Source organism: Mycobacterium sp. 852014-52144_SCH5372336 (genome assembly GCF_001665615.1).
Taxonomy (GTDB): Bacteria; Actinomycetota; Actinomycetes; order Mycobacteriales; family Mycobacteriaceae; genus Mycobacterium; species Mycobacterium neumannii_A.
The window spans coordinates 1-14,816 of record NZ_LZSW01000042.1; the positions used below are offsets into that span (position 1 = coordinate 1).

Sequence of the window (14,816 nt, forward strand, 5' to 3'; positions counted from 1 at the left end):
GATGTGTATAAGAGACAGGCCCTCCTCACCACGAGGGGGTGGATTGTTCGGCAGCCCAGGTGAATTCGGCGGCCCAGGGCTGTGCGGCGCAGTGGTGCGCGGCGCCGGTGGTGGCGGCGGCGTGCAGATCGGCAGCAGAGAATCGCGCGCCAGCTGGTTGATCTGGGTGATCGCCTGATCCTCCGACCCGGTCGGCAGACCGGAGATGACCTGTCGCTGTTCGGACGGTTTGAGGTCGCTCACCCGAAATGGCTGACAGTCGCGCGGTTCCTGGCCGGGACTGATCAGCGTCAGCCCGTTGCGTTCGGTCAGGCAGCCCTTTCGGTACGGCTCCTGCAGCGGGTAGCCGAGGATCGATCCGGGCACACCTCGCATGATCGAGACGACGTCGTCATGGGCGGTGACGTAGAAGTTGCTGCGGATGATCTCGCGACCGACGGCCAGTCCGGCAAGGACGACCAGTACCACGAGGGCGGCGGCGATGAACATTCGCCGCCGCGACTTGGGCGGTCGCGGCGGTTCCTCCGGTTCCGGTAGCGCGCGCTTGGCTTCGTTGCGTCGCGGGTTGAACGCCGACGCGCGACCGGCCGCGGTGTTGGGTGGTGGTTGGTCGTCATCACCCGATACCGCACCGGCGATGATCGGTTGGGTCTGCCCGTAGTCGTGGGCGTTGTTGTCGATGACGTCGGCCACCACGACGGTGACGTTGTCGGGACCGCCACCGCGCAGCGCCAATTCGATGAGCCGGTCGGCACTTTCGGCGACATCGGAGATCTGCAACGCCTCGAGGATGGTCTCATGGCTGACCGGGTCGGACAGTCCGTCGGAGCACAGCAGATAGCGGTCGCCTGCGCGCGCCTCCCGCATGATGAGCGTGGGCTCGACCTCGTGGCCGGTCAGCGCGCGCATGATCAACGACCGCTGCGGATGACTGTGCGCCTCCTCGGCGGTGATGCGGCCCTCGTCGACGAGCGTCTGGACGAACGTGTCGTCTTTGGTGATCTGGGTCAGCTCCCCGTCGCGCAGCATGTAGCCGCGCGAGTCTCCGATGTGTACCAAGCCAAGTCGGTTGCCCGCGAACAGGATTGCGGTCAACGTGGTGCCCATGCCCTCGAGCTCGGGGTCGGCCTCCACATGCGCGGCGATCGCTGAGTTGCCCTCGCGCACCGCAGCGTCGAGCTTGCTCAGCAGGTCGCCGCCGGGTTCGTCGTCGTCGAGGTGGGCCAGGGCGGCGATCACCAGCTGAGAGGCCACCTCGCCCGCGGCGTGCCCACCCATACCGTCGGCCAGCGCGAGCAGGCGGGCGCCGGCGTACACTGAATCCTCGTTGTTCGCCCGAACCAGGCCGCGGTCGCTGCGCGCGGCATATCGAAGCACCAGGGTCACGGGCGCAGCTCGATTACCGTTTTGCCGATCCGAACCGGCGTGCCTATCGGAACGCGTACCGCCGTCGTCACCTTCGCCCTGTCGAGGTATGTGCCGTTGGTCGATCCTAGGTCCTCGACGTACCATTCCGAACCTCGAGGCGACAGCCTCGCGTGGCGCGTCGAGGCGTAGTCGTCGGTCAGGACCAACGTCGAGTCGTCGGCCCGCCCGATCAGCACCGGCTGACTGCCCAGAGTGATGCGGGTGCCGGCCAGCGCACCCTCGATGACTACCAGATGACGGGCCACGTTACGGCGGGCTCGGTTGGGTAGCAGCGAGGCGCGCAGCGGCAGCCCGCGCCGCACCATGACGGCGCCGGTGGGGGCGTAGAGATCCGTCCGCAGAATTCGCAGCACCGACCAGATGAACAGCCATAGCAGCAACAGGAATCCGACGCGCGTCAGTTGCAGTACCAACCCCTGCATCTGACGTCCTCTCCGTCTCCATCCCGTTCAGCCGCCTCGGCACCGCAGCCAGCCTCGGCACCGTCACGATACTTGGACGGTTACCGACATGAGGGGGAAGCGACAGCTTCTCCGCCCCGGGCGGGCGCTCAGTGCACGCGGACGATGATCTCGGAGTGGCCCAGCCGGATCACGTCGCCGTCCGCGAGCTGCCACTCCTGAACGGGCGCGTTGTTGACGGTGGTCCCGTTGGTGGAGTTCAGGTCGGACAACAACGCGACCTGACCGTCCCAACGGATCTCCAGATGCCGCCGGGACACCCCGGTGTCGGGCAGCCGGAACTGTGCGTCCTGGCCGCGGCCGATCACGTTGGTGCCCTCGCGCAGCTGATAGGTGCGACCACTGCCGTCGTCGAGCTGCAGCGTGACGGTCGCGGCGCCCGCGCCGTAGTCGGCCTGGCCGTAGCCGCCGTAGCCGGCCGGCTGACCGTAGTCGTAGCCGCCGCCTGCGGGCTCGGAGTAGCCGGGTTCGGCGTAGCCGCCTGCGGGGGCGTCACCGTAGCGGCCGTAGTCCGGCGGAGCGCCGTAGCCCTGGTCCTGCCGCCCGTACGGCTGTCCGCCGTAACCGCCCTGGTCGGGATAGCCGCCCTGGTCCGGGTAGCCGCCCTGATCCGGATAGGCCGGACGACCGTAGCCGCCCTCCTCGTGGCGGCCGGGGGCCGGGGGACGCCCGTAGTCGTAGTCGGGCCCGGGTGCGCCGCCGTATCCGGGCTGGCCGCCCTGCGGGGGACCGTAGCCACCCGGGGCCTGGCGGTAACCCTGGTCCGGGTAGCCGCCCTGCGGCGGCGGGCCGTAACCGGCGGGCGGGCGCTGTTCGTATGACGGCGGCGGATAGCCCTGGTCGGGGTAGCCGCCCTGGTCGGGGTAGCCACCTTGGTCCGGGTAGCCGCCCTGATCCGGATAGCCACCCTGGTCGGGGTAGCCGCCCTGGCGCGGGGCGTACGGATCGCCCTGCGGCGGGTAGCCGCCCTGCTCGGGCGGGGGATAGGGGCCACGGTCGTCGGGGCGGCCGTAGCGATCGTCCTGCGAACGGTCCTGCGGACGGTCTTGCGGACGGTCGTAGTACTCGTCGGCGGGCCTCCCCGGCCCCTGGCCGCCGCGGTAGGTCGGGTTGTCGCTCATCGGTGGTACTCCTGATTCTGCGCTGGACGCACGTACATGGTGTGGTGGTGCGGGTTCGCCAGTGGTCGTGTCGGGATTGACCGCTCCACGCGCGCGAAACTGTCCGGTGTGCAGGGTGGGTGATTGTTCGAACCTGACGACCACATCACCATACGTTTGCCACCCCTGCTCACGGATGTATCCCTCCAAGTGCTTGGCAAAAGTCGCTGACGTGAGGTCTGGGTCGGCGCTCACCTTCTGATAGTCAGGCACACTGAGGGTAATGACGTAGTCGTTTGGTGCCAAAACCTGACCGCCGAGCACTTCGCGTCCGCCGGTGTCTGCCTCCCGCCGAAGCATCGCCTCGACCTCCTGCGGGACGATCGAACCGCCGAACACCCGGGCGAAGGCATCGCCGACCGTCGACTCGAGCTTGCGCTCGAAGCGGTCGACTAGACCCATGTCACCGCCCGCCTCACTCGGTCGTCGTCCGTCGGCACTGCTCACCGCGACGGGAGCCAGCGTGTCGCCTGGCCACATTGTTCATGTGCATGGTATCGGCCGAGCGCCGGACAGCGGGACCAACAGAACTCTGAGAATCGAATCACCGCAGTTCAGCGCCCTCGATCACGATCGGCCGAAAGTACCGGGGGCCAGCCGGTACGGTTGGGGAGCCGGGTGTTGTGCGTGATAGGCTCCCCCGGTTGTTGGGGCGAGTGGCGGAATGGCAGACGCGCTGGCTTCAGGTGCCAGTGTCCTTCGGGACGTGGGGGTTCAAGTCCCCCTTCGCCCACAAGCAATGAGACGAGCCACCGGATTTCGGTGGCTCGTCTCATTTGTATGACGTCGGCGGCCGGCGTCGGCACGCCTGAATCTGCGGCCGGCTGCCCGCGGGTAATTTGCGAGACATGCGGAACGCGATCTTTGCGCTCGTATCTGTCGTCGCGCTGCTTGCCACGGCGTGCACATCGACCGTCGAGGGGTCCGCGGTGCGGGCCGCGGGTGGGCCCGTGTTGGATTTCGACCGGTTGGACCCGGGCCGGTACCCAACGGCACCGCGGGATCCGCTCGGCGTCGCGGGCGACCCGATGCTCGGCGTGGTGCTCGAGGGCCAGCGACTGGCCAACCACGTCATCGGGCCGTGGGAGGTCGACGAGGCGCTGACGGAATGGTTCGGCCTGGGCGCGATGGTGCTGCCCCGCGCCGAAGCGCTGGCCATGATCGGCCCGATGAACGTCGCTGCAGCGGCCGCCCGGCACGACTTCGTCACCGGCTTCGCCACGACGCGAACCGAGAAGAACAAGCAGATACTGCTCAACGCGGTGCTGCGCTTCGGCGACGATCGCGCTGCCCAGGCCGCGGCCGACGACATGGGCGACGCGGTATCGCAGCCGCAGGGCGCCGACGGACCGTCGCCGAAGCTGGAGATTCCCGGCCACCCCGAAGCGCGCGCCAGCAGTCACACCGGGACCGATCGCAACATCGGGAAATTCGGTGCGGTGCGGTCGTTCACCGCGCACGGGTCCTACGTGTTGATGCAGCTGGCGCAGGCGACCGCCGGTATCGACGCCGCCGCCCGGCTGGTGACCGAGAGCCTGGACCTGCAGGCGCCGGAGATCGACAAGTTCCGAGCCACCGACCCGAGCGAGCTGGCCGACATCTCGATCGATCCGACCGGCCTGTTGGCCCGCGCGCTACCGCTCGACGGCCGCGACCCGACGTTCACCAAGGGCGGGACCTACGAACGGCGGGGTGCGCTGCACTTCCAGTCCGATCCCGTGCGGTCGGCCAAGCTCTTCTCCGACACCGGCGTCGATCTGGTCGCGATGGCGGGCACGACCGTCTACGAGGCCGAGGACGTCGCGGGCGCCGAAGGCGTGGTCGAGGAGTTCGCCGAGGAGGTGTCGGCGACGGCCAAGCCGGCCAACCCGGTGCCGGACATGCCCGGCAGCCGCTGCCTGCGCACGAACGAGGGCAGTTTCTACTGTCTGGCCACCGCCGACGAGTACACCATCGAGACCAGTGCCCCGACTCTGCTTGCGGCACAACAGATGACGGCCGCGCAGTACATCATGCTGATGAGCTAGCCAGTACGCAGCGAAGTCGGCTGCCGCCGCGGCAGGTCGGGCCCACATCGTTGTCGCCGCGCTGAAGCCCATCCCGGTGACGGTCGTCGCCGCCGCGACCTGACAAGATCGGGCCGTGGGCAAGAACGAACGCGCGAAGATCGTCATGTCCGACGACGAGATCGCCGAATTCATCGAACGCAGCCGCACCGCCACGATGGCGACCGTGCTTCCTGACGGGCGGCCGCACCTGGTCGCGATGTGGTACGCCGTGCTCGACGGTGAGATCTGGTTCGAGACGAAGGCCAAGTCGCAGAAGGCCGTCAACCTGCGACGCAACCCGACGGTCACCGTGATGGTCGAGGACGGCCACACTTACGACACGCTGCGCGGCGTGTCCATCGACGGCAGGGCCGAGATCGTCGACGACCCGGAAACCATTCTGCGCGTAGGTATCAGCGTGTGGGAGCGCTACACGGGACCCTATTCCGACGACATGCGCCCGTTCGTCGACCAGATGATGAAGAACCGCATCTGCGTGCGGGTGGTACCGCTGCGCACCCGCAGCTGGGACCACCGCAAGCTCGGTATGCCCGAGATGCCGTTGGGTGGCAGCACCGCGCAGTACCTAGGTTGATCCCATGGACCCGAACAACAAGCCCAAGCAGCTGAACTCGCCTGTCGTCACGAAGATCATGAAGTACGCGGGCAAAGCCCACGTGTGGGTGTATCGCCGCTCGGGCGGCAAGATCGGCGCGACGTGGCGGGTGGGCGCGGGTTTCAAGAAGCCGGTACCGACGCTGCTGCTCGAGCACATCGGGCGTAAATCCGGCAGACGGCTGGTGTCGCCGCTGGTCTACATCAACGACGGAGACGACGTGATCGTCGTGGCGTCCCAGGGCGGCCGCGACACCGATCCGCAGTGGTACCGCAACCTGGTGGCCAAACCCGAGGCCCATATCGAGATCGGTTCGGACCGCCGAGCGGTGCGCGCCGTCACGGCCACGCCCGAACAAAAGGCGCGGTTGTGGCCGAAGCTGGTCGAGGCGTACGCGGACTTCGACACCTATCAATCGTGGGCCGACCGCGAGATTCCGGTGGTCATCCTGCAGCCGCGCTGACGACACGCCGAGTGCGATCCATCTCACACCCCTGAGGCGTTCGACTCCCCCCACACGCCGGGTAGCCAACAGGACAGGTGCACCCCAGCGCCGACCGAAACCGTCAACGCTTAAGGGGCGAAAATCTATGACTACCAAGAACACACTGATCGCGCAGTTGCGCACGATTCTTGACCTCACGCACACCGAGATCCAGGTCGCTGAGACCCGGATCGCGCAGGCCCGTACCGAGGCTGTCCGTCGTGAGCTGACTCAGAACGCCGAGAACGGCCGTATCCGTGCCGAGGCGATCGAGAAGGCGATCCGCGACCTGGGTGGCTTCCCGGACACGATCGGCCCGTTCCTGGGCCGCGCCGCCGCCGCGGTCAAGGCGCTCACCGAGCAGGCACAGCCGTTCGATGAGGCGCTGCTCGGCGACCTGGCGCTCGAGGACCAGCTGCTCGACCGTGCCCGCTACGTCAAGGCACTCGCGGTCGCAGCCAAGGAGCCGGCCGTGCAGGATCTCGCCGATCGCCTGATCACCGCGCACTCGGCGACGGTGAACTGGCTGACGACAGTGCTGGCCGAGGATGCCCTCGGCGGCCCGGCCGCGCTGCAGCGCACCCCGCTGCAGGCTGCTGCGGGTACCGCGGTGAAGCTGGTGAACCTGCCAGGGCAGTGGTCGGCACAGTCGGTCGAGCGGCTCGCGGAGCTGCTGCGTTCGGCCGGACCGGCCGTCGATGATCTGCGCGAGCGTGCCCAGCGCGCCAGCGAGATCACCTTCAAGGCGCTCGGGGCGTCGCGCGACGGTGCCCTGCGCAGCGCGGAGAAGGTTGTCCGCCGCGAGGGTGCCGGCGACGCGGCCGATGCGCTGCACAAGGCGCGTGCCGAGAGTGGAGTCGTCGACGCCGACGAGCTGCCGATCGCCGGGTACGAGGATCTCAACCTCAGCGACGCGGTGGCCGCGGTGAAGGATCTCGACGATCCCTCCGACATCCGCACGATCATCGCCTACGAGGAGATGCACAAGAACCGCCAGCGGCTGGTGTCGGCAGCGCAGACGCGCCTGGCCGATATCGCGCAGGAGGTCGTGGGCATCAGCTGACCTTTTGGATGGCACCGGAAGCACCCCGCGGGAAACCGCGGGGTGCTTCGTATGTCGCAGGGGTTTGCGGCGGTCTTGCCGAGTTCTGCGGCAGGGCTGTGAATTGTCTCGTCGATCGCGACCCTGCCGCAGAAGTCGACGCGGAAATTAGTGCGAGGGGGGCGATTTCGCGCTACATACGGGGTGGTGTGAAGCCGGGGTTCGCCAGGGCATTGGCCACACCGCTACCGATGGGTCCGTACTCGTCGACGAGGGTCGCGGTGCCGGTGGCCACTCCGGCGTCGCTGAAGTGTGTCAGTGCGGCCAGCCCGAGATAGGGCCCCTTCGGCAGCCGCGACAGCGTCAGTGTGTAGTCGGCGTTGATCCACTGCAGGCCGCTCGGCCCGAAGTGTGTCAACGAGCTGACCATGTCGCCGGCCATGGCGGCGCGGGTGAACGGCGTCAGGTCCACGCCGGCGACCAGCGGCCGAAAGTCGCGGACCCACAGGTGTTTCGGACCCGAGTGCTGCCAGTTCGCCAAGCCCTCGCCGGGTCCGGGTTCGCGCTCGTCCCTGCCGTAGGTCCACACCAACGTCGACAGTTCGCGGGGGATGGGATCGGGTGTCGGAGGCGGCGCAGGCATGGTGACCGGCGACGTCCAGATCTCGTCGGCGGGTTGTTCTCCGCGGCGGAGGAACAGCGCGGTCGCGCGCGCGATGGTCGTGTCGCCCTGCGTCATCAGTGCGTCGACCAGTTTCAGGCGGCGGCCCTGGCGGACGACGGAGGTCTCGACCCGAACCGCCGCCAGCGCGGCTGGGCGGAACAGGTCGACGGTCAACCGGGCCGGCTGGAAGTCCGGGTCGCCGGCGTCGCGTTCGAGCACGTGACCGAGCAGACCGCCGACGTAGTTGCCGCTGATCGTCTGTCCCCACGGCCCCTGCGCCATCGGCGCGGGCACGAAGGCGTCACCGTCGGGGGTGAAGAACGCGGCCACCATCGCGAAGACGATAGCGGTCTAGTCGAACTAACGATTCTCCAGCCACTGCTCGATGTCGTCGGACACCGGATCGACGACGTCGGCGAACTCGTCGTGCTTCTCGACGTAGGACGCCACCATCTTGCAGACGGGCACGATGCGCAGCCCCTCATCGCGGGTCTTCTGCAGCGCCTCGCCGATCAGGATGGTCGCCAGGCCGCGGCCCTCGAAATCGCTGTCCACCTCGGTGTGGGTGAAGACTCGCTGCCCGTCGCGGTCGGCGAACTCGGCGATTCCGACGCCCTTCCCGTCGACGGCGATGGTGTAGCGGTCGGCTTCGGCGGTGACCTCGGTGGGTGCGCCGGTTTTGTCGGTCGTCATGGTTTCTCTATACCCCCGGGTTCGATCGCGGACGCAAGGTCGCGTTGGGCAGCGGGGGAGCGGGCAACCGGGATACCCCGCCGCGGTATCCCTGCACCGCGCCGAACCGGTCGTCGCCGTCCTCCCACTGTCTGCGATAGGTGGTGATGTCGTCATGGCTGCGGCCGACGAAGTTCCACCACATGACCAGTTCCTCGGGGAACGGTGGTCCGCCGAGCAGCACCAGCCGGGCGGGCGCGCTGCCGCGGTTGGCCAGGTGCAACCTCTCTGCACCGGCGGCCTGGAACGCCAGGTCGGCGGTGCAGAGCGCAGTGCCGTTGACAGCGACATCGCCCTGGTCGAGCAGCACCCCGTGCTCGAAGTCCGAATCGACCTCCAGCATCACCTCGGCCCCGGGGTCGAGGTCGACCTGGGCCCCGAGCAGGGGTGTGAACGTGTCGACGGGGGAGCGCAGGCCTTCGAGTTCGCCGATGAACACCCGCAGCGTCGCGTCCCCGACGGCGCGCGGCGCGGGGACGAAGTGTTCGAAGCCGCGCCCGGTGTCACGCGCCTCATCGGGCAGAGCCACCCACAGCTGTACGCCGTGCAGGATCGTGGTGGCGCCCGTCGACACCTCCGAGTGGCAGATGCCCGCTCCTGCCGTCATCAGGTTGAGCTCGCCCGGGCGCACCAGCGCGTGAACGCCGCCGCTGTCGCGATGCTCGACCTCGCCGCTAAACAACCAGCTGACGGTCTGCAGCCCGGTGTGCGGGTGAGGCGGCACGTCCATACCCGTCCCGCCGCGCACGTCGTGCGGGCCGTAGTGGTCGGCGAAGCACCACGCACCGATCAGCGACCGCTCCCGCTGCGGCAGCGTCCGTCGCACCCGGATCGCCCTCGGACCGCCCAGCGGCACCTCCCGCGGATGCAGCACGCCCGCGAACGGGACTGCCGCGCAGGCGACTTCGGCGGGTGCCGGATCGGTGTTGCTCATCAACCCACAGTAGGTCTAAGCCGCACCCGTCATCGCCGAACGGATCACGTCCAGATCGTCGTCGCCGATCTTGAACACCCCGAAGCGGAACTTGTAGCCCCACCGGGCCGTGTCCTCGATGAAGTCGAGCTTCTCGAGGAGCGGACGAATCGGCGTCTCGTGCGCGTCGAGGAAGTCGACATTGCGCCGCCACCGTTCGACGTCCGGGGACGCCGGATCGAGATAGGGCTCGTCGTCGGCGATCTGCCCGATCGCGGTGAACGCCTGCAGCGGCGGACCATCGGGATAGACGGCGCGAGGGGAGTAGAAGACGATCCAATCGCCGCGCGCCATCCTGCGCAGCATGTTCGGCTTGCCGTGATTGGCCTGAGTGAAGCGGCCGCGCACGCCGAATTCGACGTGGTCGCGGCTGACTGTGTTGATCCAGTTCGTCATGACCGCACGCTAAGCGCGACGGCCGACAGTTCCAGACCTCGAGAGAAGTGCCTGTGGATAACTCGGGCCGACGCCGCCTGATTAGCATCGGACGCCGTGAGCGACGAGTCGCTGCGCGACGACCACGCCGAGTTTCTACGACGCCGCGAACTCACCGAGGACGCGGCCCGACCGGATGCCGTGACCAGGCGACACGAGGCGCACGCCAGGACCGCTCGGGAGAACATCGCCGACCTCATCGACGAAGGCTCGTTCGTGGAGTACGGCCGGTTCGCGATCGCGGCGCAGCGCCACCGCCGCGACCTCGACGACCTGATCGCCCGCACCCCCGCCGACGGTCTGGTCGCCGGGACCGCACGCATCAACGGCGACCTGTTCGGCGCCGAGCGCAGTGCGTGTGCGGTGCTGTCCTACGACTACACGGTGCTGGCCGGTACGCAGGGCGCGCTGGGCCACCGCAAGAAGGACCGGTTGTTCGAGCTGATCGAGCGGCTGCGGCTGCCGACGGTGTTCTTCGCCGAGGGCGGCGGCGGGCGGCCGGGCGACACCGACTATCCGGCGGTGTCGTCGCTCGATGCGCGCGCGTTCAAACTGTGGGCGGCGCTGTCGGGCGTGGTGCCGCGCATCGCCGTCGTCCATGGTCGCTGCTTCGCGGGCAACGCCGTCATCGCTGGATGCGCGGACCTGATCGTGGCAACCGAGAACACATCGATCGGCATGGGCGGACCCGCGATGATCGCCGGCGGCGGGCTCGGCGACGTGCCACCCGATGAGGTGGGCCCGATCAGCGTGCAGTCGCCCAACGGTGTGGTCGACGTGGTCGTGGCCGACGAGGCCGAGGCGGTCGCGGTGACGAAGCGGCTGCTCGGCTACTTTCAAGGGCGGACCGAGCCCGGGCCGGCTGCCGACCAAACACGGTTGCGCACAATCGTTCCCGAGCGCGCCCGCCGCGCGTATCAGGTCGCGCCGATCGTCGAGACGCTTGCCGACGAGGGCACGGTGACGTTCCTGCGGACGAAGTTCGCGCCGGAGATGGTGACGGCGCTGGCCCGCATCGACGGCCGCCCGGTCGGGATCATCGCGAACAACACGATGGTGATGGCCGGCGCGATCACGGCGGCCGCCGCGGACAAGGCCGCCCGCTTCCTGCAGCTGTGCGACGCGTTCGGGCTGCCTGTGCTCTCACTGGTCGACTGCCCGGGCTACATGGTGGGTCCGGCGGCCGAGTCCGAGGCGCTGGTGCGCCGCGCCTCGCGGATGCTGGTGGCCGGTGCGGCGCTCGAGGTGCCGCTGATCGCGGTGATCCTGCGGCGCGGGTACGGACTGGGCGCGCAGGCGATGACGGGCGGCAGCCTGCACGAGCCGGCGTTGACGGTGGCGTGGCCGGGGGCGCACCTGGGACCGATGGGCCTGGAGGGCGCGGTCCGGTTGGGTATGCGCAAGGAACTGGAAGCGATCGCCGACGAGGACGAGCGCGAGGAACGGGTCAGGCAGGCGACGGCGGCCGCGCAGGAAAACGCCAAGGCGCTCAACGCCGCTGCGCTGTTCGAGATCGACGACGTGATCGACCCGGCCGAGACCCGTGATGTCGTGATCAACGCGTTGACTGCGGCCACGGCGCACGCCCCGCGTCGTCAGGGCCGACGCTTCGTCGACACCTGGTAGAAGAAAAAGGGACGGTGCCGCCTGCGCCTCTCGGCGAGTGGTCGCTCGAAGCGACGATTGTGTTGGGGCCCGGGGCATGCCCGGCACCGTCGCATTCGTCAACCTGCTGGTCCCCAGAGATATTCCGGGCGATGGTCGAGGCCCGCCGCCGACCCCCCGATCCGGCGGCGAGCCGACCGGTGATCAGGCCGATTCCGCGTAGAGCCGACGGTCGCGCACGGGGTGGCCGTGCCGCTCCGCCAGTGACTTCAGCTGCCGCAGAGCAAACGTGCGGCCGCGCCCGGCCTCGGGCACGAAGATCCCCGCCCACAGACCCTCGGCGCGCGGTAACTCGCAGGCCTCCCGTGCGCAGAGCCAACGGCGAGGGCACGCGCGGCAGATGGCCTTCGCCTGCTCGTCGGCCGATGTGGTCCACCGCTCCGGGTCCCGGGTGCAAGCACCGACGGGCGTCTCATCCCATTCAGTCGTGTTCATTCGTGATGCTCCTCTGCACTGTGTGCGGCCCGTCGGTCGCGATGGCGAAAACGTAGCGCATTAACCGTAGCGATGCAACAGTTACTGCGGATACGAGAGCCGATGGCCGCCGCAGATATGCCCTTGAAGTGCGGCTTCACACGCCACGGGACGCCGACAAAGCCGTAGCACCGACTGACGCGGACACGACTGAACTGGAGCGTCGACACGATTTGGGGACCGCCACGCCGCACCAAGCCGTAGCGCGCAACATAACGGCGGATACGATTACGGCGCCTTCTCACCCCCGCCCTCGAGGACCCACCGCGCCATGACCAATCCGGAGTCGACCGACGGATCGACCGAGGCGCTCGATCAGGGCATGGTTCGAGCGGGTGCGGCCGCCGCGGCGCGGCGTCGTGAGCTCAACATCAGCCAACGCAGCCTCGCGGCGGACGGCATCATCAACGCCGGCGCCCTGATCGCCTTCGAGAAGGGTAGAAGCTGGCCGCGGGAGCGAACCCGAGCAAAGCTCGAAGAGGTGCTGCAGTGGCCACCCGGCACGATCGCTGGGCTTCGGCGGGGAGAACCGGCCGGCGAGAATCACCGCCCCGCGGCGGCGCCGCGCAGCGACGAGGTGCCGTTGATCGCCGAGGCGGTGATCACCGCCGCGAGGACCTTCGACTCGGCCATCGCGGCGCTACCCGCAGCCGAGGACCCGGAGTTCGGCGCGAAGGCGGCCAAGATCCTGGCCGACCTTCGTCAGCTGGAAGCCGTCGCGGCGCGGGCGGCGCGGATCAGCAGGGTGACCCCGCCGCTCATCAAGGCGTTGAGCGCCGTGCGGACGCGCTATGACGAGCTGATGTTGCGCGCGGCGCGATCCCCGGGCGCGACATTGGGTCAGCGCCTCTATGCGGCGCGGCGCCGGGCGAACCTCACCATCGCCGAAACCGCCCAGGCGGCAGGGGTTTCCGATGACGACATTGCGCACGCCGAGGCAGAAGGGCAGGTGCCGGTGCAGGCTGCCGAGGCGATCGCCGCACTCGTCGACGAACTCGGTTGAGGCATCCGAATCAATAGCGCTCGCGGCTGCGGTCGTCGCTGGTGGGGAAGTGGTCGGCCAGCGCGGCGGCGATCTCGAGGAACCGCCGACGGGTCTTCGCGGACATCTCCGATGTCCCGTTGATGACGCCGCCCGGACGCAGATGCCCGTCGAACGGCACCTCGATGACCCTCTGGCCCTGACCCGAGAACTGTTGGGCCAGAATCGAACGCGTGCGCTTGTCGGCGTGCCCGTCGGAGTCGTTGAGCACGATGACCGTGCGCTGCAGCAGCCTCGTCAGCCCGCGCGCAGCCAGCCAGTCCAGTGTCTGGCCGGCCACAGCGGCACCGTCGACCCACGGTGAGGACACCACGACCATCGCGTCCAGGTCCCGAAGCACCTCCTGGGTGACCGGGGAGTCCATCGTCGAACTGCAGTCGATGATCGAGATCGTGAAGTAGCGGTCCAGCCGAGAGGTGGCTTCCCGGTAGATGGCCGGGTCGAGCACGCGGCGACGCGCGGGAGTGCCTTCACCGGCGAGCACGAACAATCCGGCGGCGTTGTTTCCGACTCGGCTGCGGACGTCGGCGAAGGTTTCCAGATGCTGGTCGGAGGCTAGTTCCCAGTACGAGCCCTGGGCCTTGGGGTCGACCCGGCTGCCCAGCTTGCCGAACGCGGTGTCCGCGTCGATCGCGACAACCCGGTCGTCCTGACGTATCTCGGCGAATACCGAGCCGATGCTGGCCGACACGGTCGTCTTACCGACCCCGCCCTTGCCCATCACGCCGATCTTGTAATGACCCCGCAGCGCGCCCCGGATCTTCGCTTCCAGCTCGGCCTGCCGGATCTCGTCAGGCCCCGGGCCGAGGTTCACGTATCCGAAGGTGGCTCGATACAAGGCGTATCGCCAACCGCGGGTGGGCGCGGGCTTGCGCGGAGGCACCAGTTCGTCGGGCCTGATCCGTTCTGCGTAGGAGCCCGGTTGCTGGGGTGCGGCTTGGCCCTGCGGTCCGGGACCGGGCCACGGTCCGGTGGGGCCGGGCTGCTGCGGAGGACGGGGCGGTGGCTGTTGCCTGGTGGGGTGGCCCCACATCCGCGGATCGGGACGGGGTGCGGCCGGTACCGGTCCGGTGTCGTGAAGAGAGTCCGGGGGTGGGCCGAATCGGGTCGGCTGCTCACGGAAACTGGCGCGCGGTGCGTCCGGATCCGGGAAACCCGGTGGCGGCGGCTGCGCCGGCTCCGGTTCGGAGGGCGGTGGCGGCGCCTGTTCGGCTTCTTCGGGGCTTGTCCAGCCGAGTTCTTTGCGCAACGCGTCATCGCGGTCGCTCAATGCGATCTCCTCCGAATGTCGTATCGGTCCCCGGGGTCAAGTATCAACCACTGTCCCAGCTTCCCCTGGCCAGCGTTCCCAGCTAACACCGAGCCGGGGGTCCCAGGGACGATGTGAACCGCCGTGAGTCGACATTCAGCCCGCTGCAACCGTCGGCGGGCATGCTTGCCAGCGGAAGCAGCCGCCAGCGGCTTCAGCACCCTAGGACCGTGGAAAAGTGCATCAACAGAGTTTGCTACATCGGGCATAGGCGCGGTTATGCCGCTGAGATGACATCCTGCGCATTAACTGCAAGTTGCCTGTGCGCGACGATCGGCGGGCG

General features: G+C 68.5%; 15 protein-coding genes and 1 tRNA gene. 7 read left to right on the plus strand and 9 right to left on the minus strand.

Annotated features, from left to right (window positions below):
- The 3 genes from A5759_RS08685 to A5759_RS08695 form a co-directional block, all read right to left on the minus strand.
- A partial coding sequence (locus A5759_RS08685; protein ID WP_068196292.1) for a PP2C family serine/threonine-protein phosphatase occupies nucleotides 1-1,386 on the minus strand: 1,386 nt, incomplete at its 3' end.
- Nucleotides 1,383-1,850 carry an FHA domain-containing protein gene (locus A5759_RS08690; protein ID WP_064394676.1) on the minus strand — a complete coding sequence of 156 codons (468 nt, stop codon included), beginning with the start codon at nucleotides 1,848-1,850 and terminating at the stop codon, nucleotides 1,383-1,385. The genes A5759_RS08690 and A5759_RS08685, both read right to left, overlap by 4 nt.
- Nucleotides 1,851-1,978: 128 nt before the next feature.
- The gene (locus A5759_RS08695; protein WP_068196635.1) at nucleotides 1,979-3,451 is read right to left on the minus strand and encodes an FhaA domain-containing protein; all 1,473 of its coding nucleotides are present in this window, start codon (nucleotides 3,449-3,451) and stop codon (nucleotides 1,979-1,981) included.
- Between the two features lie 248 nt (nucleotides 3,452-3,699).
- Between A5759_RS08695 and A5759_RS08700 the strand changes: the two genes are divergently transcribed.
- The 5 genes from A5759_RS08700 to A5759_RS08720 all read left to right on the plus strand — a co-directional run bounded on the left by A5759_RS08700 (nucleotide 3,700) and on the right by A5759_RS08720 (nucleotide 7,260).
- Nucleotides 3,700-3,782 (plus strand) — tRNA-Leu (locus tag A5759_RS08700).
- A 115-nt stretch (nucleotides 3,783-3,897) separates the two neighbouring features.
- Nucleotides 3,898-5,076 (plus strand): hypothetical protein, encoded by a 1,179-nt coding sequence (locus A5759_RS08705; protein ID WP_068196295.1) that lies wholly within the window; start codon nucleotides 3,898-3,900, stop codon nucleotides 5,074-5,076.
- A 115-nt stretch (nucleotides 5,077-5,191) separates the two neighbouring features.
- A complete protein-coding gene (locus A5759_RS08710; RefSeq protein WP_064424892.1) occupies nucleotides 5,192-5,692 on the plus strand; it encodes a pyridoxamine 5'-phosphate oxidase family protein in 501 nt (166 codons plus the stop codon).
- A gap of 4 nt (nucleotides 5,693-5,696) precedes the next feature.
- Complete coding sequence (locus A5759_RS08715) at nucleotides 5,697-6,176, plus strand: nitroreductase family deazaflavin-dependent oxidoreductase (RefSeq protein ID WP_068196297.1); 480 nt, start codon at nucleotides 5,697-5,699, stop codon at nucleotides 6,174-6,176.
- A gap of 127 nt (nucleotides 6,177-6,303) precedes the next feature.
- Nucleotides 6,304-7,260, plus strand: coding sequence for a hypothetical protein (locus A5759_RS08720; protein ID WP_066849880.1), 957 nt, complete (start codon nucleotides 6,304-6,306; stop codon nucleotides 7,258-7,260).
- A 172-nt stretch (nucleotides 7,261-7,432) separates the two neighbouring features.
- On the opposite strand, the gene A5759_RS08725 is transcribed toward A5759_RS08720, so the two are convergent.
- The 4 genes from A5759_RS08725 to A5759_RS08740 are packed head-to-tail and all read right to left on the minus strand — an operon-like array spanning nucleotide 7,433 to nucleotide 10,004.
- Nucleotides 7,433-8,236: an acyl-CoA thioesterase domain-containing protein gene (locus A5759_RS08725; protein ID WP_068196301.1), complete on the minus strand. Its 804-nt coding sequence runs from the start codon at nucleotides 8,234-8,236 to the stop codon at nucleotides 7,433-7,435.
- Nucleotides 8,237-8,263: 27 nt separating this feature from the next.
- On the minus strand, nucleotides 8,264-8,596 hold the full coding sequence (locus tag A5759_RS08730) for a GNAT family N-acetyltransferase (RefSeq protein WP_068196305.1): 333 nt from the start codon (nucleotides 8,594-8,596) through the stop codon (nucleotides 8,264-8,266).
- Nucleotides 8,597-8,603: 7 nt separating this feature from the next.
- Nucleotides 8,604-9,569 (minus strand): pirin family protein, encoded by a 966-nt coding sequence (locus A5759_RS08735; protein WP_068196311.1) that lies wholly within the window; start codon nucleotides 9,567-9,569, stop codon nucleotides 8,604-8,606.
- Between the two features lie 15 nt (nucleotides 9,570-9,584).
- A complete protein-coding gene (locus A5759_RS08740) occupies nucleotides 9,585-10,004 on the minus strand; it encodes an EVE domain-containing protein (RefSeq protein ID WP_068196314.1) in 420 nt (139 codons plus the stop codon).
- 96 nt (nucleotides 10,005-10,100) lie between these two features.
- On the opposite strand from A5759_RS08740, the gene A5759_RS08745 reads away from it, so the two are divergent.
- The gene (locus tag A5759_RS08745) at nucleotides 10,101-11,669 is read left to right on the plus strand and encodes an acyl-CoA carboxylase subunit beta (RefSeq protein ID WP_068196317.1); all 1,569 of its coding nucleotides are present in this window, start codon (nucleotides 10,101-10,103) and stop codon (nucleotides 11,667-11,669) included.
- 183 nt (nucleotides 11,670-11,852) lie between these two features.
- Here A5759_RS08745 and A5759_RS08750 read toward each other — a convergent pair whose 3' ends face one another.
- On the minus strand, nucleotides 11,853-12,143 hold the full coding sequence (locus A5759_RS08750) for a WhiB family transcriptional regulator (protein WP_066846576.1): 291 nt from the start codon (nucleotides 12,141-12,143) through the stop codon (nucleotides 11,853-11,855).
- A gap of 310 nt (nucleotides 12,144-12,453) precedes the next feature.
- On the opposite strand from A5759_RS08750, the gene A5759_RS08755 reads away from it, so the two are divergent.
- A complete protein-coding gene (locus A5759_RS08755; RefSeq protein ID WP_068196319.1) occupies nucleotides 12,454-13,185 on the plus strand; it encodes a helix-turn-helix domain-containing protein in 732 nt (243 codons plus the stop codon).
- A gap of 10 nt (nucleotides 13,186-13,195) precedes the next feature.
- Here A5759_RS08755 and A5759_RS08760 read toward each other — a convergent pair whose 3' ends face one another.
- Nucleotides 13,196-14,494 (minus strand): MinD/ParA family protein, encoded by a 1,299-nt coding sequence (locus tag A5759_RS08760; protein ID WP_068196321.1) that lies wholly within the window; start codon nucleotides 14,492-14,494, stop codon nucleotides 13,196-13,198.
- Nucleotides 14,495-14,816 lie beyond the last annotated feature (322 nt).